Source organism: Roseateles albus, assembly GCF_028595345.1.
GTDB classification, from domain to species: Bacteria; Pseudomonadota; Gammaproteobacteria; order Burkholderiales; family Burkholderiaceae_C; genus Paucibacter_A; species Paucibacter_A albus.
The window spans coordinates 117,153-136,422 of record NZ_JAQQXT010000004.1; the positions used below are offsets into that span (position 1 = coordinate 117,153).

Below are 19,270 nucleotides of genomic sequence, written 5' to 3' on the forward strand. Positions count from 1 at the left end.
TTGTGCGCTTTCGGCCCGGCTTGCTCAAGACTTGAGAGCTTGCCGCTCGCCGCACATTGGCTTCGTGAAATTTGACGCATTTCAGAGTCGGCAGTGCAGGTCTGGCTTGAGGCTGTCGGCGCCAAAAAACGCGGCAGAGGCAGTGTCGGAGGGTTTGACTGTTTTGTGACCAAAGCTATCCGCCACATGCGTGACAAAGTACCCGCTTGGTGCGGGGGAAACCCCCGAAAGGGGGCTTGCGCGCAGCGGCGCTTGGCTGGGGGCCCGGGCGCAGCCGGGTTTCAGTTGACGCGTTGGGTCTTCAGTTGCAAGACGTCGAGCGGCCGCACATCGGCGGCCTGATTGCCCCAGGCATTGCGCACAAAGCTGGCCAGGGCGGCCTGCTCGGTGTCGCTCAAGATGCCAGCAAAGGGCGGCATGCCGTAGGGGCGTGGATTGCCGGCGGTAGCGGGGGCGAAGCCGCCGCGTTGAATGATGCGTAAAAGATTGGCCGGGTTTTGCATTTGTACGCTGCGGCTGCCGGCCAGCGCGGGGTAGGCGGCTTTGACGCCTTCGCCTTGCTCGCCATGACAGCGGGCGCAGTGGTCGGCGTACAAGGCTTTCCCGAGTTCGCGCAGCGCCGGCTCGGGTCGCCTCTGCGTGCTTTTAGCGGCAGCATGTTGCGGCAGGCTTTGCAGATAGGTGGCCATGGCCGCCAGATCGGTCTCGTTCAAATACTGCGTGCTGCCGAGAATCACCTCGCCCATGGGGCCGAGCGCGCTTGAGCTTGCGCTGCTGCCCGTCTTCAGCCATTGCCGCAAGTCTTGCGCCGGCCAGTCGGCCACACCGGCTTCGGCGGGGTCGTGCAGCGACGGGGCATACCAAGCCAAGGGCGCCAGCATGCCGCCCGAGAAATCGGTGGCCGCTGGCGTGGCGCCCAGGCTGTTGCGCGGTGCGTGGCAGGCATTGCAGTGGCCCAGCCCTTGAGTCAGGTAGGCGCCCCGGTTCCATTCGGCGCTGCGGCCGGCGTCGGGTTTGAACACGGCCGGGCGGAAATAGAGGGCGCGCCAGACCGCCATGGCCGGCTGGGTGTTGTAGGGGAAGCGCAGCTCATGGGCGCGATTCGCCTGGGCGACGGCCGGCAAGCTTTGAAGATAGGCGAACAAGGCATCGGCATCTTCGCGCGTGACCAAGGCGTAGTTGGTGTAGGGGAAGGCGGGCGTCAGCAAGCGGCCGTCTTTGCTGCGGCCGTTGTGCAGCGCAGCCCAGAAATCATTGCTCGTCCATTGACCCAGGCCGGTCGCCGGGTCGGGCGTCAGATTGGGCGCGAAGACGTCGCCAAAAGGTGTGGGCAAGGCGCGCCCGCCCGCATAGGGGGCGCCGCCGCGCTGGGTATGGCAGCCCATGCAGTTGCCGGCGCGGGCCAGGTAGGCGCCGCGCTCGACCATGGCCGGGCTTGTTGCCGCGGCGCTTTGAGTTGGCGCGGCCTCGTCCAGATGATTGAGCCCGTAGACCATCGCGCCGGCGAGCGCCAGCGCAGCGAGCAAGGCCACAGCAAGCAGACGGGCCTTCATTGCAGACCACCGCATTCAAGCGGCAGGGCCGCGGGCAGGCTTGCCAGTGAAGCCAGAGCCGGTTTGCTGCCCAGGGCCAGGTCTTGCCCCGCCAGCCAATGCGAGATCGCGTTGATCTCCTCGGGCTGCAGTTGCTTGGCGATCTGGGCCATGCAGTCGGGTGCGACGGCGTGGCGCTGGCCGCTGCGCCAGGCCCCTAACTGACCATTCAGATAGTCGCGCGGCAGGCCCAGCAAGCCGGGGATGAAGGGCTGCACGCCCGTCAAAGCCTGACCGTGGCATTGCACGCAGGCAGGCAGCTTGCGGGCCGCATCACCTTTGAAAATCAGCTGCTTGCCCTTGGCCAAGGCCGCGGCGTCCAGACCGGGCTTTTGCGCAGGCGGATAGGGCAGGCTCAAGCCCGCGAAGTAGCCGGCCAACTCATTCAAATAAGCGTCGCTCAAGGGGTCGATCAGATCGCTCATCAAGCCGTAATGGCGTCGGCCATCGCGAAAATTTAGCAATTGCTTGTAGAGATAGCCCTGCGGCTTGCCGGCCAGGCGCGGGTAATAGCCGTCTGCCGCCGCGCGGCCCTCTCGCCCGTGGCACAGCGTGCAAGCTTGCGCGCGCTGGGCGATCGAGTCCTCGAACTTGGCAGGCTCGGCCTGGCTGCGTGGTGCCTGCAACAAGGCCGCAAAGACCGCCAGGGCGTAGATGAGTTTTGTACTCATCCGTATTGGCGCGCGCCAAAGATCGCCGAGCCCACGCGTACCAGCGTCGTGCCTTCGGCAACCGCCGCTTCCAGATCGGCGCTCATGCCCATAGACAGGCTGTCCATCTGCAGGCCGAGTTGCTGATTCACCTCGGTCAGCAAGGTGGCCAGGGCGCGGTGCGGTTGCCGCTGAGTTTCGAAGTCAGCGGCCGGCTCAGGAATGGCCATCAAGCCGCGCAGACGCAGGCGAGGCAGTTCGCTAACGGCCAAGGCCAGCGCCGCCACCTCAGCCGGCAACAGTCCGCTTTTGCTGGCCTCTCCGCTGATATTGACTTGCAAGCAGACATTCAAGGGCGGCAGTTCGGCAGGGCGTTGCTCGGCCAAACGTTGCGCGATCTTGAGCCTGTCCACGCTATGCACCCAGTCGAAATTCTCGGCCACCGGCCGGGTCTTGTTGCTCTGCAGCGGGCCGATCAAATGCCACTCCAGCTGAGGGCGCAGCGAACTCAGCTCGGCGATTTTGTCCAGACCCTCTTGCACATAGTTCTCGCCAAAGCGCCGCTCGCCGGCTTCATAAGCTGCTTGCACCGCGCTGGCCGGAAAAGTCTTGCTGACGACCAGCAATGTGACGCTTTGCACGGCTCGCCCGGCTTGGGTGCAGGCCCGATTGATGCGCTCGTGCTGTTCTTGTATGTTCTTTGCGATCGTCGCCATAATGGCCCTCAGCTCATCTGCCCACACATATGGACATCACTCAATTACTGGCATTCTCGGTCAAGAACAAGGCCTCCGACCTGCACCTCTCGGCCGGCCTGCCGCCGATGATCCGCGTCAACGGCGACGTGCGCCGTATCAATGTCGAGGCGCTCGAGCACAAAGATGTGCACGATATGGTCTACGACATCATGAACGACTCGCAGCGCAAGGCCTACGAGGAGATTCTTGAGGTCGACTTCTCGTTCGAGATTCAGGGTCTGGCGCGCTTTCGCGTCAATGCCTTCAATCACAACCGGGGTGCCGGCGCGGTGTTCCGGACCATCCCGTCCAAGATCTTGTCACTTGAGCAGCTCAACGCGCCGAAGATTTTTGCCGAGCTGGCCCTGCGCCCACGCGGCTTGGTGCTGGTGACCGGGCCGACTGGCTCGGGCAAATCGACCACGCTGGCCGGCATGGTCAATCACCTGAACGAAAACGAATACGGCCACATCCTCACCATCGAGGATCCGATCGAGTTCGTGCACGAATCCAAAAAGAGCCTGATCAACCAGCGCGAGGTCGGGCCGCACACGATGAGCTTTGCCAACGCCCTGAAGTCGGCGCTGCGCGAAGACCCGGACGCGGTGCTGGTCGGCGAAATGCGCGATCTGGAAACGATCCGGCTGGCGCTGACCGCGGCCGAAACCGGTCACCTGGTCTTCGGCACCCTGCACACCAGCTCCGCCGCCAAGACGGTGGACCGTATCGTTGACGTCTTCCCGGCGGCCGAAAAAGAAATGGTGCGGGCGATGGTGTCGGAGTCGCTGGTCGGCGTGATCTCGCAAAGCCTGTGCAAACTCAAAGACGGCACCGGCCGGGTGGCAGCGCATGAGATCATGCTGGGCACCTCGGCGATCCGCAATCTGATCCGCGAGAACAAGGTGGCGCAGATGTATTCGTCCATCCAGACGGGCAATAGCCAGGGCATGCAGACCTTGGATCAGAACCTGACCGATCTGGTGCGGCGCAACATCATTGCGCCGTCGGAAGCCCGAGCCAAGGCGAAGTTTCCGGAGAACTTTCCGGGCTAATCACTCGATCTATTTTTGGTGGCACCGCTATATTGCGGCGGGTCAAATGATGCTTCGCTCAGGGAAACGCAAAAATCATGGAACGCGATCAAGCCACCAAATTCATCAACGACCTCTTGCGTTTGATGATCTCCCGAAAAGGCTCGGACCTATTTTTGACGGCGGAATTCCCGCCTGCCATCAAGGTCGACGGCAAGGTCACCAAGGTCTCGCCCCAGCCCCTGACCGGCCAGCACACGCTGCAACTGGCGCGCGCCATCATGAACGACAAGCAGGCGGCCGAGTTCGAGCGCAGCAAGGAATGCAATTTCGCTATTTCGCCGCAAGGTGTCGGGCGCTTCCGGGCTAACGCCTTTATTCAACAGGGCTCGGTCGGTCTGGTGCTGCGCACGATTCCGGCCGATGTACCGACCATTACCTCGCTGGACTTGCCGCCCGTGCTGCGCAAAGTGGTGCAAGAGAAACGCGGCCTGGTGATCGTGGTCGGCGCCACTGGCTCGGGCAAGAGCACTTCGCTGGCGGCGATGGTCGATGAGCGCAACCAGACGACCTTCGGCCACATCATCACGATCGAAGACCCCATCGAGTTCGTGCACCCGCACAAGAACTGCATCATCACCCAGCGCGAAGTCGGCATCGACACCGACAGCTGGGAGCAGGCGCTGAAGAACACGCTGCGGCAAGCGCCCGATGTGATCCTGATGGGTGAGGTGCGCGATCGCGAGACCATGGAGCACGCAGTCGCCTTCGCCGAGACCGGTCACCTCTGCATGGCCACGCTGCATGCCAACAGCGCCAACCAGGCGCTGGACCGCATCATCAACTTCTTCCCCGAGGAGCGCCGCGCACAGCTGCTGATGGATTTGTCGCTGAACTTGCGCGCCTTGGTGTCGCAGCGCCTGCTGCCGCGTCGCGAAGGCAAGGGCCGAGTCGCGGCGGTCGAGATCATGCTGAACTCGCCGTTGATCTCCGACTTGATCTTCAAGGGTGAGATCGGCGAGATCAAGGAAATCATGAAGCGCTCGCGTGAGCAAGGCATGCAGACTTTTGACCAGGCCTTGTTTGATCTTTACGAGACCGGCAAGGTCACCTACGAAGATGCGCTGCGCAACGCCGACTCAGTCAATGATTTGCGCCTGCAGATCAAGCTCAATAGCGAGCGGGCCCGCTCCGAAGACATGTCGGCCGGGACCGAACATTTCACGATTGTTTAGATAGTTGTTTATGAGCACAAGAACCTACGAATCCGTCGCACCCCTCAAACTCGCCTTCCTGGGCCTGGGCGTCATGGGCTACCCCATGGCCGGCCATTTGCAACGCGCCGGCCATGCGGTGACGGTCTACAACCGCACGGCGGCCAAGGCGCAGGCCTGGGTGGCTGAATACGGCGGCGCCTCGGCCGCCACGCCGGCCGAGGCCGCGGCGGGCGCTGACATGGTGTTTGCCTGCGTCGGCAATGATGACGATCTGCGCTGGGTGGTGTTGAGCACGCAAGGCGCATTCGCTGGCATGAAGTCGGGTGCGATCTTTGTTGACCACACGACCGCCTCGGCGGAAGTTGCGCGCGAGCTGCATGCCGAAGCAAAAAAGCGGGGCCTGCATTTTGTCGACGCGCCGGTGTCGGGCGGGCAAGCAGGCGCCGTCAATGGGGCGTTGACGGTGATGTGCGGCGGCGACGCAGGCCCATTCGAGGCCATGCAGCCGGTGGCGATGGCCTATTCCAAGGCGGTCACGCGGGTCGGCGAATCGGGCGCCGGGCAGTTGGCCAAGATGGTCAATCAGATCTGTATCGCCGGCCTGGTGCAGGGCTTGGCCGAGGCGATTGCCTTTGGGGACAAGGCGGGCCTGGACATGAAGCAGGTGCTGGACGTGATCGGCAAGGGCGCGGCGCAGAGCTGGCAGATGGACAACCGCGGCAAGACCATGGTGGACGGCAAGTTCGACTTCGGCTTTGCCGTCGACTGGATGCGCAAGGATCTGGGTCTGGTGCTGGATGAGGCGCGCCGCAACGGCGCAAGGCTGCCGGCGACCGCCCTGGTTGATCAGTTCTATGCCGATGTGCAAGCGGCGGGCGGCGGCAGGCTGGATACCTCCAGCCTGATCAAACGTTTGACTTGAGTTTGACTTGAGTTTTACTTTGCTGCCTCGGCCTTAGCAGGCTTGGGCAGCATCCGCGCCAACTCTTCTTCGCTGATGATCTCGACGGCGCGCACCACTTTTGTCACGCCGCTGACGCCGCGCGCAATGCTGACCGCACGAGCAGCTTCCCGTTCGGTGACCCGGCCCATGATGAAGACCTCACCGCGCTCGACCACGATGTAAAAGGCGTTTGAGATCAAGTCGGGCGCATCGACCAGGCTGGCCTTGACCTTGGTGGCAATCAACACATCGTTGGAGCGGCTGGTGTAGGAGCTCAGGAAGGTCACGGCGGTCTCGTTCAGCACACGGCTGACGTTTTCAACGCCGGCGACGATTTGCTCCAACTTGGCGCGGTCGGCTTCGGTTTTCGTCTCACCGGTAATCAATACCATGCGGTTATAGCTGTTGACGTTGACGTGCACTCGGTCGCCGAGTTGCTCGCGGATGCGAGCGCCGGCCTTGTATTCGATGCCCTCGTCTTCCACCTGGGCGCCCGATGTGCGGCGATCGGTCGCCATCAAGCCGCCGCCGACCATGGCGCCGCCCACGGCCAGCGGCACGCAGGCGCTGCTGACGACGGCGCCTGCCAAGGCGAGCAAGAGCACCGGGAGGCGCGAAAGCTTGTGGAGTGATGAGGCAGCTCGAATAGTCATGGTTTTCCTGGAGAAAGGGCCGGCTTATTCGCCGTCACCCAGCAATTGAACATCGACCGCATCGCACAAGCAGTGGGCGAGCAAGCGCTGCGCCTCGGCGACGCGGGCGCTGCGGGGGTGATGGACGCGAATTTGTACATCGGTGTCGCGCAGCAAGCCTTGCAGCTCATCGTTGGCGCTGCCGGTGATGGCGATCACGCTCATGTCTTGCTCATGCGCGGCCCCAAGAACCTCGGCCCATTGGCCCAAACCCGTTTGGCGCGAGTCAAAGATCAGCAGCAGATCGCCCGGGTGCCCATGTGCCTGTATCTGGCGCGTTAGGGCTGCCAGCTCCGAGCTGCTGCCATGGGCTTGGGTGTCCAGACTCCATGCGGCCAAGCCCGGCCTATCCTGCTCGAAGCGGCCGACCAGCAGAGCGGCCATATAGCTGGCGTCAAGTGCCGAAAGACCCTGGCCGCAGCACAGCACGCGGCCGCCGCCGGTGATGCCGTCCAGCAGCATTTGCGCGGCGCTGGCCAGCGGGCGTGACAGGGTCTCGGCGGCCTGATACAGCAGGTCGGCGCTCTCGAAGAATTGTTGTTGGATGCGTTGCTCTAGCATGGGGCGCGATCATAAGCGAGGGAGAGGTTCTCAGCCTCCGAGCTCAAATGCCGCCTGAATCCAGTCGATGGCTTCACCGTCTATCGCCAGCACATCGAAGCGGCAGGGCGGCGGACTGGCGATGTTCAAGAGGTAATGCTGCGCAGCAAAAATCAGTCGGCGCTGCTTGGCCGGCGTGACGCTGGCCGCTGCGCCGCCATGTGAGAGGCTGGCGCGGGCACGTACCTCGACGAACACCAGCGTGCCGTCCTTGTCGCCCAGAATCAGATCGACTTCACCGCCGCGCGCCCCCGGGCCCGCGGCGACCCGATAATTGCGCTCCACCAGGCGCAGACCGCGCTGCTGCAAGTAGCGCAGCGCCAGGTCTTCCGCCGCCGATCCGAGAATCTTGGGAGAGCCCCACTTGAACATAGTTGCCGATGCCTCCCTGCTGATGATGCAGGCCGCCGCCGCTGCGGCCGGGAGTCAGCAGTATCCCGCGTCCACGCTGTATGTGGTGGCGACGCCGATCGGGAATCTGGCCGACATCACGTTCCGCGCCGCCCATGTGCTGGGGTTGGTTGACGCGGTGGCTTGCGAGGACACCCGGGTCAGCGCCGGCCTGTTGCGCCATCTCGGCCTGCACAAGCCGCTTTTGAAGCTGCACCAGCACAACGAGCATGAGGCCAGCGCGAGCTTGGTGGAACGGCTCAAACAAGGCGAGCGCATCGCCTACATCAGTGACGCAGGCACGCCCGCTATCTCCGACCCCGGCGCGGTGCTGGTGGCTGCGGTGGCCGCAGCGGGCTTGCGGGTCTTCCCGGTGCCGGGTGCCAGCAGCACGGTGACGGCGCTGAGCGTGGCGGGCGACACGGTGGCGCAGGGCTTCGAGTTCGCTGGCTTCTTGCCGACCAAGGCGGCCGAGCGTCGCACGGTTTTGCTGACGCTATGTGGCCGGCCGCGCAGCCAGGTTTTGTTTGAGGCGCCGCATCGCATCAAAGCGGTGATCGAACTCTTGGCCGAAGTCTGTCCGGCGCAGAAGGTCACCGTCAGCCGCGAGCTGACCAAGCAGTTTGAAACCGTCCACACAGCCCTTGCGGCCGAGTTGCCGGCCTGGATGGCTGCAGATGCTCAGCGTGAGCGTGGCGAGTTCGTGCTGGTGCTGCATGCGCTCAAGCCGGAAGCAGCCTCTGAGGGCGAGCTGCCTGCCGAGGCGCTGCGCGTGCTGGCGCTGCTCAGCGCCGAGTTGCCCTTGAAGCAGGCGGTGGCGCTGGCTGCCGAAATCAGCGGCAGCTCGCGCAACCGGCTTTACGACTTCGCTTTGGCGCAGAAAAAAGCACGCGAGCAATAAGCGAGTTCGGCGCGCCGTCAGGGTTACTGAGGGGCCGTTGCCTAGCTCTTGCGGGCCCGATCCAAACGCGCCGCAGCCGATTTCATCTCCCCCGAAGCCGAGTGCAAGCTGCCGGCCTTTCCGAGGCCAAAGGCCGGCATATTGACGTAGATGTTCTCGTAGCTGCCTGGGCTGGCCGCATAGGTTTCATGCCAGATGCCGACCGAGCCATCGTCGCCTATGGCCTTGTTGAAGGCCGTCCAGGCCGGCAAGTGCGCGGCTTCACGGTTCTTGGCGTAGGCCAGCAGATGTTCCATCGAGCGCCAATACTGCACCATGATCAGGGTGCGAGAAAACCAGCTTTCGCCATGCAAGAAGCCCAGCTCGGGGTTCTTTTCGAGCTCGCTCAACATGCGCGGCATGGCGGCCGCCACCGGCCACCATTTGTGCACCTTAAGTGGCTTGTTGATGCGCATACCTATCATGAAGACGACGAAATCGCCGTCCAGTTTGGCGGTAAGGCGGGCGGCATTGATCATCATGCTGTCGCTCCTGCCGTTGCCCCTGCTGTCCCTGCTGCCACCCCTGCGGCAGGCATGCCGAGTGCGACCAGACTGTCTCGCAGCGCGGTGACCAGCCGCGTTTGAGGCGGCTCACCGATCAGCAAGCGCAGCTCGGTATCATCCAAACGGTGCGGCCGCAGCCACAGGTAGCGCATCTCGGCGATCGCGCGCCAGCTGGCGACGAATGGAGATCCGAGGCGAATCGCCAGCCAAGGCAAACCGCCTGCCTTCAAAGGCTGGCCCCAGGCTTGCTCCAAGGCTTGCTGCATGACTCGACCTTCGACCGAGTGGCCGGCGTAATGCAGGCGGTGATGGCCGCTCAAGTCATTGCGCTTTTCAGCGACGCGCACAAAGCATTCGGCCAGATCGGGCAGATAGGCCCAGGCATGGGTCTGGTCCAGCGGGCCGGGATAGATGAAACGGTCGCTTTTGAGTTTGGATGTCAGGGCCAGATCGAACCAACTGCCGGTCCCCGGTCCGCCAAAGAAATCACCGGCCCGCAGCACCACCGAATCCAGGCCCGGCTCGGCCGCCATGCGCGCCTCCATCGCTATGCGCAGGCCGGCTTTAGGGGTGTTGGCTCGCTCGGGTGTGTTAGGCGTCAGCAGGCTGGGCAATTCGTTGCCGAAGTTATAGACATTGCCGGGCAACATCAGCAAAGCGCCGAGTGCCTTGGCTGTTGCCTGCGCCGCGTCGGCCAGCGGCAGCAGCAATTGATGCCATTCGGTATAGGGCGGGTTCAAGGCGTTGATGACGACGCTGGCACCTTGTGCGCCCTTGAGCAGGGCGGCTCGGTCAAGCGCGTCGCAGTTCAGCGTGCGTACATTGGCGAGTTTGCTCAATTCATCTGGCAGCGGCTTACGTGCCTGTGCGATCACCTGCCAGCCGGCTGCGGCGAAGGTGCGCGTCAAACATTGGCCCAGGCGGCCGGCCGCACCAAGAATCAAAATGGAGGTTTGCATAGCGAGTCCTGCTGTTGTTATCACGATTGCTTGGGCTGCAGTTTGAGTCGCTTGAGGTCAATTCGGAAGTGGCTATCATGCAATTCAGGTATTCAAAAATGAATGGCGAGGCGTTGTGTGCTTGATTGGTCGCAGGTTCAGATCTTTTTAGGGCTGGCTGAAGCGGGCTCTTTGAGTCGCGCCGTGGGCTTGCTGGGTCAGAGTCAGCCGACCTTGAGTCGGCAGTTGTCGGCCTTGGAGGCCTCACTTGGCCAAAGCTTGTTCGAACGTCACCCGCGCGGCCTGAGCTTGACGGCAGCAGGCCAAGCGCTGCTGCCGGCCGCAAGGCGCATGCGCGAGGGGGCCCAAGAGCTGAGCATGGCTCTGGCGGCACGAGAAAAGAGCCTGGCCGGCACGGTGCGCATCACTGCCAGCGAGATCGTCTGCTGCTATTTTTTGCCTGAGTTCTTGGCGCAGATGCGGCTCGACCATCCGGAGATACAGCTTGAGTTGGTCGCCAGCGACGAGGTCGAAAATTTGCTGGAGCGCAGCGCAGACATTGCGCTGCGCATGGTGCGGCCCGAGCAAGGCATGTTGGTGGCGCGCAAGCTGGCTGACTGGCCGCTAGGGCTCTATGCGCACCGGCGCTATTTGGCCCGCCACGGCGTGCCGACGGTGGCAACCATGGGCCAGCACCAATGGCTGGGCTATGACCGTTCTGACCAGTTGCTGCGCGGCTTTGCGGCGGCAGGGTTTCCGGTGACGCGCGAGTTTTTCGGTTTGCGCAGCGACAGCCAAGTGGCGATATGGGAGGCGATGCGAGCCGGCTGCGGTATCGCCGTGGGGCTACAGCGTGCGGCAGCGCGCGATCCAGATCTTCAACAAGTGCTGCCCGAAATGCCGATACCGCCGCTGCCGCTGTGGTTGACCGCTCACCGCGAACTGCGTGATACGCCGCGCCTGCGTTTGGTGTTCGAGGCCTTGGCGGCTTGGGCCCTTGCGAGTCCATGATTTGCCTTCGAGCGAACTGGACCCGTCCCTCCTACAATGAACTCATGATTTCGCGCGAACCCACCCTTGCCCGCCTGGTAGCAGCCCGTAGCCAATTGCTGGAGCCTTACGGCCTCAGCGAGCCCTTGCTGGCCAAAGCGCTGCGGCTGATCACCGAGCACCGCGTCGACGACGCCGACCTCTACTTCCAGCACACACGCTCCGAGGGCTGGAGCCTGGAAGAGGGCATCGTCAAGAGCGGCAGCTTCAGCATCGACCAGGGCGTGGGCGTGCGCGCCGTGGCCGGCGAGAAGACCGCGTTTGCCTATTCCGACGATATCTCCGAGGCCGCCATCATCGATGCGGCGCTGACGGTGCGCTCGATTGCCGCCGCCGGCCAGAGCCGCCGCGTCAAGGTCCCCGCCAATCCCACCGTGTCGAAGAGCCGCTCGCTGTACGGCCCGGCCGACCCGATTGCCAGCCTCGACAGCACCGAAAAGGTTGCTTTGCTTGAGCGTGCCGAGCGCATGGCGCGCGGCAAAGACCCGCGTGTGGCGCAGGTGATGGCCGGCCTGGCCGCCGAGCATGAGGTGATCCTGGTGGCGCGTGCCGATGGCACCTTGGCGGCCGATGTGCGGCCGCTGGTGCGCCTGAGCGTGACGGTGATTGCCGAAAGCAACGGCCGCCGCGAGGTTGGCTCGGGCGGCGGCGGCGGGCGCTTTGGCCTGGCCTATTTCACCGACGAGATGATCTCCAGCTATGTCGATCAAGCCGTCAATGCGGCGCTGACGAATCTCGAGTCACGCCCGGCCCCGGCCGGCGAGATGACCGTGGTGCTTGGCCCCGGCTGGCCCGGTGTGCTCTTGCACGAGGCGATTGGTCATGGTCTGGAAGGCGACTTCAACCGCAAGGGTTCGAGCGCTTTTGCCGGCCGCATCGGCCAGCGCGTGGCGGCCAAGGGGGTCACGGTTTTGGACGATGGCACGCTGGCGGATCGCCGCGGCTCACTGAACGTCGACGACGAAGGTTGCGCCTCGCAGCGCAATGTCTTGATCGAAGACGGCATCCTGAAGGGCTATATCCAGGATGCGATGAATGCGCGCCTGATGAAGGTCGCGCCGACCGGCAACGGCCGACGTGAGAGTTATGCCCATGTACCGATGCCGCGCATGACCAACACCTATATGCTCGGCGGCGACAAGGACCCCAAGGAAATCATCGCCAGCATCAAGAAGGGCATCTACGCGACCAATTTCGGCGGTGGTCAGGTCGACATCACTTCGGGCAAATTCGTGTTCTCGGCCAGTGAAGCCTTCTGGGTCGAGAACGGCGAGATTCAGTACCCGGTCAAGGGCGCCACCATCATCGGCAGCGGCCCCGAGGCACTGACCCGCGTCACCATGATTGGCAACGATATGCAGCTCGACACTGGTGTCGGCGTCTGCGGCAAAGAGGGTCAGAGCGTGCCGGTCGGCGTCGGTCAGCCGACGCTGCGTATTGACGGCCTGACGGTCGGAGGCACGGCTTGATTGTTGCGCGCTAGCCGCAGTGCGGCTGGGCTGCAATATTCGCGTGCTACATTCAAGTCATGCCTACGCAAAAGTTTTATACATTCTTTTGGTTCTCATACCGCACCGGCGGCAGAGAGGCGAACGCGTAAACCAAAAACGCAAATCAAATTTCTGAAAACCGCCGGGTTCACCCCCGGCGGTTTTTTTTTTGCTCATCGAATCAGAATCAGAAAGACCGCCACGATATGAACGCCAAGAATGTGAAAGCTGAGGCCACCGCCGAACGCTGGTACTCGCCGCAGGACAAAACCAGCGAGACCGATGACCAGCGCATCGTCGACGTTACGCCGCTGCCGCCGCCAGAGCACCTGATCCGCTTCTTCCCGATTCGCGGCACGCCGATGGAACCGTTGATTGCTGGCACCCGCGCCAAGATCCGCAAGATCATGCAGCGCAAGGATGACCGTTTGCTGGTCATCATCGGCCCCTGTTCCATCCACGATCCGGCCGCCGCGATCGAGTACGCCCGCAAGCTGCAAGTGCAGCGCGAGAAATACGCCGACACGCTGGAAATCGTCATGCGCGTCTACTTCGAGAAACCGCGCACGACGGTGGGCTGGAAGGGCTTGATCAACGACCCCTACTTGGACGAGAGCTACCGCATCGACGAAGGCCTGCGCATCGCACGCCAGTTGCTGCTTGAGATCAACCGGCTGGGCATGCCGGCCGGCTCCGAGTTCCTCGATGTGATCTCGCCGCAATACATTGGCGACTTGATTTCTTGGGGCGCGATCGGCGCACGCACGACCGAAAGCCAGGTGCACCGCGAGTTGGCGTCGGGCCTGTCCGCACCGATCGGTTTCAAGAATGGCACCGACGGCAATATCAAGATCGCCACCGATGCCATCCAGGCCGCGGCCCGCCCGCACCACTTTTTGTCGGTGCACAAGAATGGTCAGGTCGCCATCGTCGAGACCAAGGGCAATAAGGATTGCCATGTGATTTTGCGCGGCGGCAAGGCGCCCAATTACGACGCCGAGAACGTGGCAGCCGCTTGCAAGGATCTGGCCGCGTCCAAGCTCGACACCACGCTGATGGTCGACTGCTCGCATGCCAATAGCTCCAAGCAGCATCTGCGGCAGGTGGATGTTGCGGCCGATGTGGCGGCGCAGATCAAGGCCGGCAGCACCAGCATCTTTGGTGTGATGGTCGAAAGCCATCTGATCGACGGTGCGCAGAAGTTCACCCCCGGCAAGGACGACGCTAAGAAGTTGGAATACGGCAAGAGCATCACCGACGCTTGCTTGGGCTGGGACGATTCGCTCAAGGTGATGGAATTGCTCAGTGATGCTGTAAAAGCGGCACGCGGCTGATTTCTAGGCCAGAATCGGCGCGTCACAAGCCCACAAAGGCCAGCGATGCGCAGTCTCGTGAAGGTCGTTTTTAGTCCGATTCAGCAGTTCGATTTGGTCGTTGACGAGGCCGAAGTCTTGAGCTTCGAAGCCGCCCGTCAATGGCTGGATGAGCAATTCATCCAGCATGATTGCGCGCCGATGCGGGGCACCGGCAAAGTCTTGCTGGCCGACAAAATCCTGGGCGTTGCCAGCACGGCTGGGCCGGCTGCTTTTGCAGATGCCGCCTGGGCACTCGACTTCGCGCGAGCCACCAGCAGCGCCTTGAGCAAGGCGCTGCTGCGGGTCGATGTGGCCAAGCGGACGCTGTCTTACTGAATTTATTGGCTGAGCTGCGGCGCAGGCAACTGCCAGCCGTAGTGCAGCGCCGCCAGTCGCAGCGCCACCACCGTCAACATGCCGGCAAAAAAGGCCAACTGGCGCGGCACCCCTAAGGCCCGCAGCAGCAGATAGGCGCTGATGCCACCGATGGCCGCACTCGCATAGATGTCGCGGCGCAGCAGCAGCGGGACTTGGCCCGTCATCAGGTCGCGCAGTACGCCGCCGCCGCTGGCGGTGATGGTGCCCAGCAGCACGACGACAAGGCGCGGCTTGCCGGCTTCCTCGGCGATCTCGGCACCGCATAAAGCAAACAAGGCCAGGCCCAGGGTGTCGGCGATCAAGAGGGCGCCATTGCCGGTCTGCAAGACCTGACCCCAGCCGCTGGCCATCTGCGTGGCCAGGGCGGTCAGCATTGCGGTCAAGCCGATGACCTTGATGTAGCGGGTGTCGCGCATCCAGAAGATCGGGTGCCGGCCCAAAAGCATGTCGCGCAAGGTGCCGCCGCCAATCGCCGTGATGGCGGCCAACACCAGCACGCCGAACAGATCGAGCCTGGCCTGCATCGCCGCCAGCGCGCCACTGATGGCAAAAACGGCCACGCCGGCCAGATCCATCCAGTACAGGACGACGCGCGCTTTGGGGGTCAGTGACTCATTGGGGGAATTGCTCATGGGCGGCATTCTGGCAGCGATACGGGCAAGCGATGCTGTCAGCGTGCAATAGGTCTTGAAGCCGGCCGAGACGACCCCACATCGGGTGCACGGGCGCAAGCTCAGGTGGGTGGTGGCGCAAGCCGACCGCTCATCACCGTTTTCAGCCATTTGAAAGAAGCACAAGCCATGACAAAGCAAACCCATGCCTTCCAGGCCGAGGTCAAGCAGATCCTGCACCTGGTCACTCATTCGCTCTACTCCAACAAGGAAATCTTCCTGCGCGAGCTGGTCTCCAATGCGTCGGACGCTTGCGACAAGCTGCGCTTCGAAGCGCTCGACAACGCCGCCTTGTTTGAAGACGCACCGAACCTGGAAGTACGCGTCAGCTTTGACGAGGCCGCCCGCACCGTCACCATCAGCGACAACGGCATCGGCATGAGCGAGGAAGAGGCGATCTCGCATCTGGGCACCATCGCCAAGAGCGGCACGCGTGAGTTCATGGCCAAGCTCGAAGGCGACCAGAAGAAGGACGCCAACCTGATCGGCCAGTTCGGCGTCGGTTTCTACTCGGGCTTTATCGTCGCCGACCGCATCACCGTCGAAACTCGCCGCGCCGGCGTGGCCGCCGATGCAGCGGTGCGCTGGACGTCGGAAGGCACCGGCGACTACGAAGTCGAGACCATCACCAAGGCAGGCCGCGGCACCGATGTGATCTTGCATCTGCGCGAAGGCGAGGAAGAATTCCTCAAGACTTGGCGCCTCAAGTCGGTCATCAGCAAGTATTCCGACCACATCTCCCTGCCCATCCTGATGCGCAAGGAAGAGTGGGACCCGGAGAAGTCCACCCAAGTCCTGAAGGACGAGTGGGAGCCGGTCAACAAGGCCTCGGCACTGTGGTCGCGCTCGAAGAGCGAAGTCACGCAAGAACAGTACGACGAGTTCTATAAGCAGATCAGTTACGACACCGAAGCGCCGCTGGCCCATACGCACAACCGCGTTGAAGGCCGCAGCGAGTACACGCAGCTGCTCTACATCCCCAAGAAGGCGCCGTTTGATCTGTGGAACCGCGACAAGCGCGGCGGCGTCAAGCTCTATGTGAAGCGTGTCTTCATCATGGACGATGCCGAGGCGCTGATGCCGGTCTACCTGCGCTTTGTGAAGGGCGTGATCGACTCGGCCGACCTGCCGCTGAACGTTTCGCGTGAGCTGCTGCAAGAAAGCCGTGACGTCAAGGCGATCCGCGAAGGCTCGACCAAGCGCGTCTTGTCGATGCTGGAAACGCTGGCCGACAGCGAAGATGCGGCCGAGCGCGCTAAGTACGCCGACTTCTGGAAGGACTTCGGCTCGGTCTTGAAGGAAGGCATTGGCGAGGATCACGCCAACCAGGAACGCCTGGCCAAGCTCTTGCGCTTTGCCTCGACGCACGCCGACGAGGGCGTCTCGCTGGCCGACTATCTGAAGCGCGCCAAGGACGATCAGGAAGCGATTTACTACATCACGGCCGACTCTCTAAGTGCAGCCAAGAACAGCCCGCAGCTGGAGATCTTCCGCAAAAAGGGCATCGAAGTGCTGCTGCTGGTGGACCGGGTCGACGAGTGGATGCTCTCGCATCTTTACGAGTTCGAAGGCAAGGCTTTGCAGTCGGTCGCCAAGGGCTCGATCGATCTGGGCAAGCTGCAGGACGAGGACGAGAAGAAGAAGGCCGAGGCCGACGCCGAGACCTTCAAGCCCTTGCTGGATCGTCTGAAGGAGACGCTCAAGGCCCGCGCCAAGGATGTGCGCGTGTCGACCCGCCTGGTCGATTCGCCCGCTTGTATCGTCGTTGAAGAGGGCGATATGAGTGGCCACTTGGCACGTCTGCTCAAGCAAGCCGGTCAAGCCGCACCTGTGAGCCTGCCGACGCTGGAAATCAACGCCGAGCATGCGCTGGTGAAGAAGCTGAGCAGCAGTGAGGCCCATTTTGACGACCTCGCTAACGTGATCTTCGATCAGGCTGTGCTCGCCGAAGGCGGCAATCTGGAAGACCCTGCAGCCTATGTGCGGCGCGTCAACGCGATGCTGCTGGGCTGATGGTTATTGACGGGGGCTATTTAAAGCCCTCGTCAAAGGCGATGTCGTCGTCTTTGAAGTTGTCCAGCACGACTTCATCCGCTGGCCGCATCGCCTCCAGTTGTTCATTCAGTTTGGCAACTTGGTCATGCCAGTAGTTGGGCGTGCCAAACCAGGGGAAGGCCAGAGGGAAGGCCGGATCGCCCCAGCGCTTGGCCAGCCAGGCGCTGTGGTGAATCATCCGCAGCGTGCGCAGCGGCTCGATCAGCTTGAGCTCGCGGCGGTCAAATTTGGCGACTGTTTCATAGCCCTCCAGCACACAGGCCAGTTGCTGTCGCGTGGCCAGCGCGTCGCCCGATAAGAGCATCCATAGGTCTTGTACGGCCGGGCCGGTGACGGCGTCGTCGAGGTCGACAAAATGGGGGCCGTGGTCGGGCGTCCAGAGAATGTTGCCGGGGTGGCAGTCGCCGTGCAAGCGCAGCAGTTGCAAGTCAGGAATTGCATCAAACGCGGCCTGAATGCGGTTCAAGCAGGCATTGACGACGGATTCCCAAGCGTTTGCGACTTCAATCGGCAGCGTCTTGTTGTCGAGTAGCCAATCTCGGGCGATCTGGCCTGGTTCTGCTCCAACCCAGCTCAAGCGGTGTTCAAACGGCCGTTGCCGGCCCACCAGATGCAGGCGCGCGAGCAGGCGACCTATCCAAGTCAACACTTCGGGATCATCTAGCTCCGGTGCGCGGCCACCTTGGCGCGGTGTGACGGCAAAGCGCTGATCGCCAAAATGGGCCAGCGTTGCCGGGCTGCCACTCAGTTTCAACTGACCCTTGATATCGGCAAGCGTCCAGGGTGCAGCCACCGGCACTTCCGCCGCGGCCAACTCCAAGGCGAATAGGTGTTCTTCGAGAATCTGCGCGTCGGTCCAGCGGCCGGGCCGGTAAAACTTGGCGACCGCAATCCGCCCATCTTCCAGATGCAACTGCAGCACGCGGTTCTCATACGAGTTCAGCTGTAGCATGCGGCCGTCTCCGTAAAGGCCGGCGGCGTCGAGGGCGTCCAGCATGAATTCGGGTGTCAGGTTGCCGAAGCTGCGATCGAGGTCTGGGGTCATTGAGTGGCAGAAAAAGAAACGGCGTCAGACCGACTGGCCTGACGCCCTAGTATCAGCGCAAATTTTCGCTGTAACGCTTAGCGAGGCAAGCGGCCACCATAGCGGGGGGAATCAACTACCAGACCGACGATGTCATTGGGCGCTTCATCGGGGTAGCGCGACTCGCCGCCCAAGGCTTCACCAAACGGCGTCACGCTGTGTGCGCCTGCGCTGCTATTGCGCGCCATGCGAGGCAGGTCGGGCCCTGCAGCAGTGTCAAAGCGGCTATCCGGCGCGAAGAAAGAGTCATGAAAAACGGCAGAGTCTTGCCAAAGACTGTTGCGACCTTTGGTGCTGGCCGCATTGCCGCCGGCAATCGATTGAGTACTCGCGCCGCTGCGGCGTGGAGTCGAACCATTGATGGGGCTACGCGCATTGATTGCACTGTGGGGCGCGGGAGCAGGTTGAGGGCCGCGCGAATTGCTGTTGCTGAAGGGCACCAAGAGCTGCAATTCGGCAGCGCTGGGCAAATTGTCGATAGCGCAGCGCAGATAGCGCACCCGGCAAGCGCCCAGCACCGATTGTTTGATTTGGAGGCCGCGCCCGGAAATACCGCGCTCGCTGTCCAGATCAACAGCGGCCAAGACGCGGCCGTTGGGGCTGCAAATCGCAAAAGTGACGTTAACAGCGCCCAGCAACTCAAACCAATAGCGCACTTCGCTGGCTTCGGTGGGCTGGCAAAACCGCACCATCGGCAGTTTGGCCAAAATCACATGGTGAGGCAGCGCTTCTTTGAGCAATCGGTAGACGCGGCGTTCGTCGGCGCTGAAGACTGGACGTGCCGTCAGCGCCCATTCGGTAGGCAGGGGCTTATTGGCGGCGTTCTTCGGGCGACGCAAGACCCATGCCGCAAGAAAGGCAAGCAGGCTGCTGCCCACGACCAAAGCGACTATCCACGGAATGGTGATTTGCATTGCCCTCGACCGCCATTTATTAGGTTTGCACTGTATG

General features: G+C 62.6%; 20 protein-coding genes. 9 read left to right on the forward strand and 11 right to left on the reverse strand.

What is annotated here, in order from left to right; all coding sequences use genetic code 11:
• Positions 1–281: 281 nt before the first annotated feature.
• Genes PRZ03_RS08005 through PRZ03_RS08015 form a run of 3 tightly spaced genes read right to left on the reverse strand, consistent with a single transcriptional unit; the run spans position 282 to position 2,958 of the window.
• Positions 282–1,553, reverse strand: coding sequence for a cytochrome c (locus PRZ03_RS08005; protein WP_273599802.1), 1,272 nt, complete (start codon positions 1,551–1,553; stop codon positions 282–284).
• On the reverse strand, positions 1,550–2,263 hold the full coding sequence (locus tag PRZ03_RS08010; protein ID WP_273599803.1) for a c-type cytochrome: 714 nt from the start codon (positions 2,261–2,263) through the stop codon (positions 1,550–1,552). Before PRZ03_RS08010 ends, PRZ03_RS08005 begins: the two co-directional genes overlap by 4 nt.
• Positions 2,260–2,958: a YggS family pyridoxal phosphate-dependent enzyme gene (locus tag PRZ03_RS08015; protein ID WP_273599804.1), complete on the reverse strand. Its 699-nt coding sequence runs from the start codon at positions 2,956–2,958 to the stop codon at positions 2,260–2,262. Before PRZ03_RS08015 ends, PRZ03_RS08010 begins: the two co-directional genes overlap by 4 nt.
• Positions 2,959–2,987: 29 nt before the next feature.
• Between PRZ03_RS08015 and PRZ03_RS08020 the strand changes: the two genes are divergently transcribed.
• The 3 genes from PRZ03_RS08020 to PRZ03_RS08030 all read left to right on the forward strand — a co-directional run bounded on the left by PRZ03_RS08020 (position 2,988) and on the right by PRZ03_RS08030 (position 6,149).
• Positions 2,988–4,031: a type IV pilus twitching motility protein PilT gene (locus PRZ03_RS08020; RefSeq protein WP_263533685.1), complete on the forward strand. Its 1,044-nt coding sequence runs from the start codon at positions 2,988–2,990 to the stop codon at positions 4,029–4,031.
• A 77-nt stretch (positions 4,032–4,108) separates the two neighbouring features.
• Positions 4,109–5,245 (forward strand): PilT/PilU family type 4a pilus ATPase, encoded by a 1,137-nt coding sequence (locus PRZ03_RS08025; protein WP_263533686.1) that lies wholly within the window; start codon positions 4,109–4,111, stop codon positions 5,243–5,245.
• A 10-nt stretch (positions 5,246–5,255) separates the two neighbouring features.
• A complete protein-coding gene (locus PRZ03_RS08030) occupies positions 5,256–6,149 on the forward strand; it encodes an NAD(P)-dependent oxidoreductase (RefSeq protein WP_273599805.1) in 894 nt (297 codons plus the stop codon).
• Positions 6,150–6,163: 14 nt separating this feature from the next.
• Here the strand turns inward: PRZ03_RS08030 and PRZ03_RS08035 are convergent, their stop codons facing one another.
• The 3 genes from PRZ03_RS08035 to PRZ03_RS08045 are packed head-to-tail and all read right to left on the reverse strand — an operon-like array spanning position 6,164 to position 7,834.
• The gene (locus PRZ03_RS08035; RefSeq protein ID WP_263533688.1) at positions 6,164–6,823 is read right to left on the reverse strand and encodes a BON domain-containing protein; all 660 of its coding nucleotides are present in this window, start codon (positions 6,821–6,823) and stop codon (positions 6,164–6,166) included.
• A 24-nt stretch (positions 6,824–6,847) separates the two neighbouring features.
• The gene (locus PRZ03_RS08040; RefSeq protein WP_263533689.1) at positions 6,848–7,423 is read right to left on the reverse strand and encodes an SIS domain-containing protein; all 576 of its coding nucleotides are present in this window, start codon (positions 7,421–7,423) and stop codon (positions 6,848–6,850) included.
• 30 nt (positions 7,424–7,453) lie between these two features.
• Positions 7,454–7,834, reverse strand: a complete 381-nt coding sequence (locus PRZ03_RS08045; RefSeq protein ID WP_273599806.1) for a YraN family protein — start codon at positions 7,832–7,834, stop codon at positions 7,454–7,456.
• Here PRZ03_RS08045 and rsmI point away from each other — a divergent pair.
• Positions 7,827–8,753 carry a 16S rRNA (cytidine(1402)-2'-O)-methyltransferase gene (rsmI, locus tag PRZ03_RS08050; RefSeq protein ID WP_409993939.1) on the forward strand — a complete coding sequence of 309 codons (927 nt, stop codon included), beginning with the start codon at positions 7,827–7,829 and terminating at the stop codon, positions 8,751–8,753. The two genes, PRZ03_RS08045 and rsmI, sit on opposite strands and share 8 nt — an antisense overlap.
• A gap of 41 nt (positions 8,754–8,794) precedes the next feature.
• Here the strand turns inward: rsmI and PRZ03_RS08055 are convergent, their stop codons facing one another.
• Positions 8,795–9,274 carry a DUF4188 domain-containing protein gene (locus tag PRZ03_RS08055; protein ID WP_338109596.1) on the reverse strand — a complete coding sequence of 160 codons (480 nt, stop codon included), beginning with the start codon at positions 9,272–9,274 and terminating at the stop codon, positions 8,795–8,797.
• Positions 9,271–10,257: an NAD-dependent epimerase/dehydratase family protein gene (locus PRZ03_RS08060; protein WP_273599807.1), complete on the reverse strand. Its 987-nt coding sequence runs from the start codon at positions 10,255–10,257 to the stop codon at positions 9,271–9,273. The genes PRZ03_RS08055 and PRZ03_RS08060 overlap by 4 nt, the downstream gene beginning before the upstream one ends.
• 102 nt (positions 10,258–10,359) lie before the next feature.
• On the opposite strand from PRZ03_RS08060, the gene PRZ03_RS08065 reads away from it, so the two are divergent.
• The 4 genes from PRZ03_RS08065 (at position 10,360) to PRZ03_RS08080 (ending at position 14,467) form a co-directional block, all read left to right on the forward strand.
• On the forward strand, positions 10,360–11,247 hold the full coding sequence (locus PRZ03_RS08065; RefSeq protein WP_273599808.1) for a LysR family transcriptional regulator: 888 nt from the start codon (positions 10,360–10,362) through the stop codon (positions 11,245–11,247).
• Between the two features lie 44 nt (positions 11,248–11,291).
• Positions 11,292–12,755 (forward strand): metalloprotease TldD, encoded by a 1,464-nt coding sequence (tldD, locus tag PRZ03_RS08070; protein ID WP_273599809.1) that lies wholly within the window; start codon positions 11,292–11,294, stop codon positions 12,753–12,755.
• A gap of 227 nt (positions 12,756–12,982) precedes the next feature.
• Positions 12,983–14,110 carry a 3-deoxy-7-phosphoheptulonate synthase gene (locus PRZ03_RS08075; RefSeq protein ID WP_263533694.1) on the forward strand — a complete coding sequence of 376 codons (1,128 nt, stop codon included), beginning with the start codon at positions 12,983–12,985 and terminating at the stop codon, positions 14,108–14,110.
• 45 nt (positions 14,111–14,155) lie between these two features.
• Positions 14,156–14,467, forward strand: a complete 312-nt coding sequence (locus PRZ03_RS08080; RefSeq protein WP_263533695.1) for a hypothetical protein — start codon at positions 14,156–14,158, stop codon at positions 14,465–14,467.
• A 2-nt stretch (positions 14,468–14,469) separates the two neighbouring features.
• On the opposite strand, the gene PRZ03_RS08085 is transcribed toward PRZ03_RS08080, so the two are convergent.
• The gene (locus PRZ03_RS08085; RefSeq protein ID WP_263533696.1) at positions 14,470–15,141 is read right to left on the reverse strand and encodes a trimeric intracellular cation channel family protein; all 672 of its coding nucleotides are present in this window, start codon (positions 15,139–15,141) and stop codon (positions 14,470–14,472) included.
• A gap of 168 nt (positions 15,142–15,309) precedes the next feature.
• Here PRZ03_RS08085 and htpG point away from each other — a divergent pair, with 168 nt between their 5' ends.
• A complete protein-coding gene (htpG, locus tag PRZ03_RS08090) occupies positions 15,310–17,193 on the forward strand; it encodes a molecular chaperone HtpG (protein WP_273599810.1) in 1,884 nt (627 codons plus the stop codon).
• Positions 17,194–17,209: 16 nt separating this feature from the next.
• On the opposite strand, the gene PRZ03_RS08095 is transcribed toward htpG, so the two are convergent.
• Both PRZ03_RS08095 and PRZ03_RS08100 read right to left on the reverse strand, forming a co-directional pair.
• The gene (locus tag PRZ03_RS08095; RefSeq protein WP_273599811.1) at positions 17,210–18,280 is read right to left on the reverse strand and encodes a serine/threonine protein kinase; all 1,071 of its coding nucleotides are present in this window, start codon (positions 18,278–18,280) and stop codon (positions 17,210–17,212) included.
• 77 nt (positions 18,281–18,357) lie between these two features.
• Positions 18,358–19,233, reverse strand: coding sequence for a DUF2726 domain-containing protein (locus PRZ03_RS08100; RefSeq protein ID WP_273599812.1), 876 nt, complete (start codon positions 19,231–19,233; stop codon positions 18,358–18,360).
• Positions 19,234–19,270 lie beyond the last annotated feature (37 nt).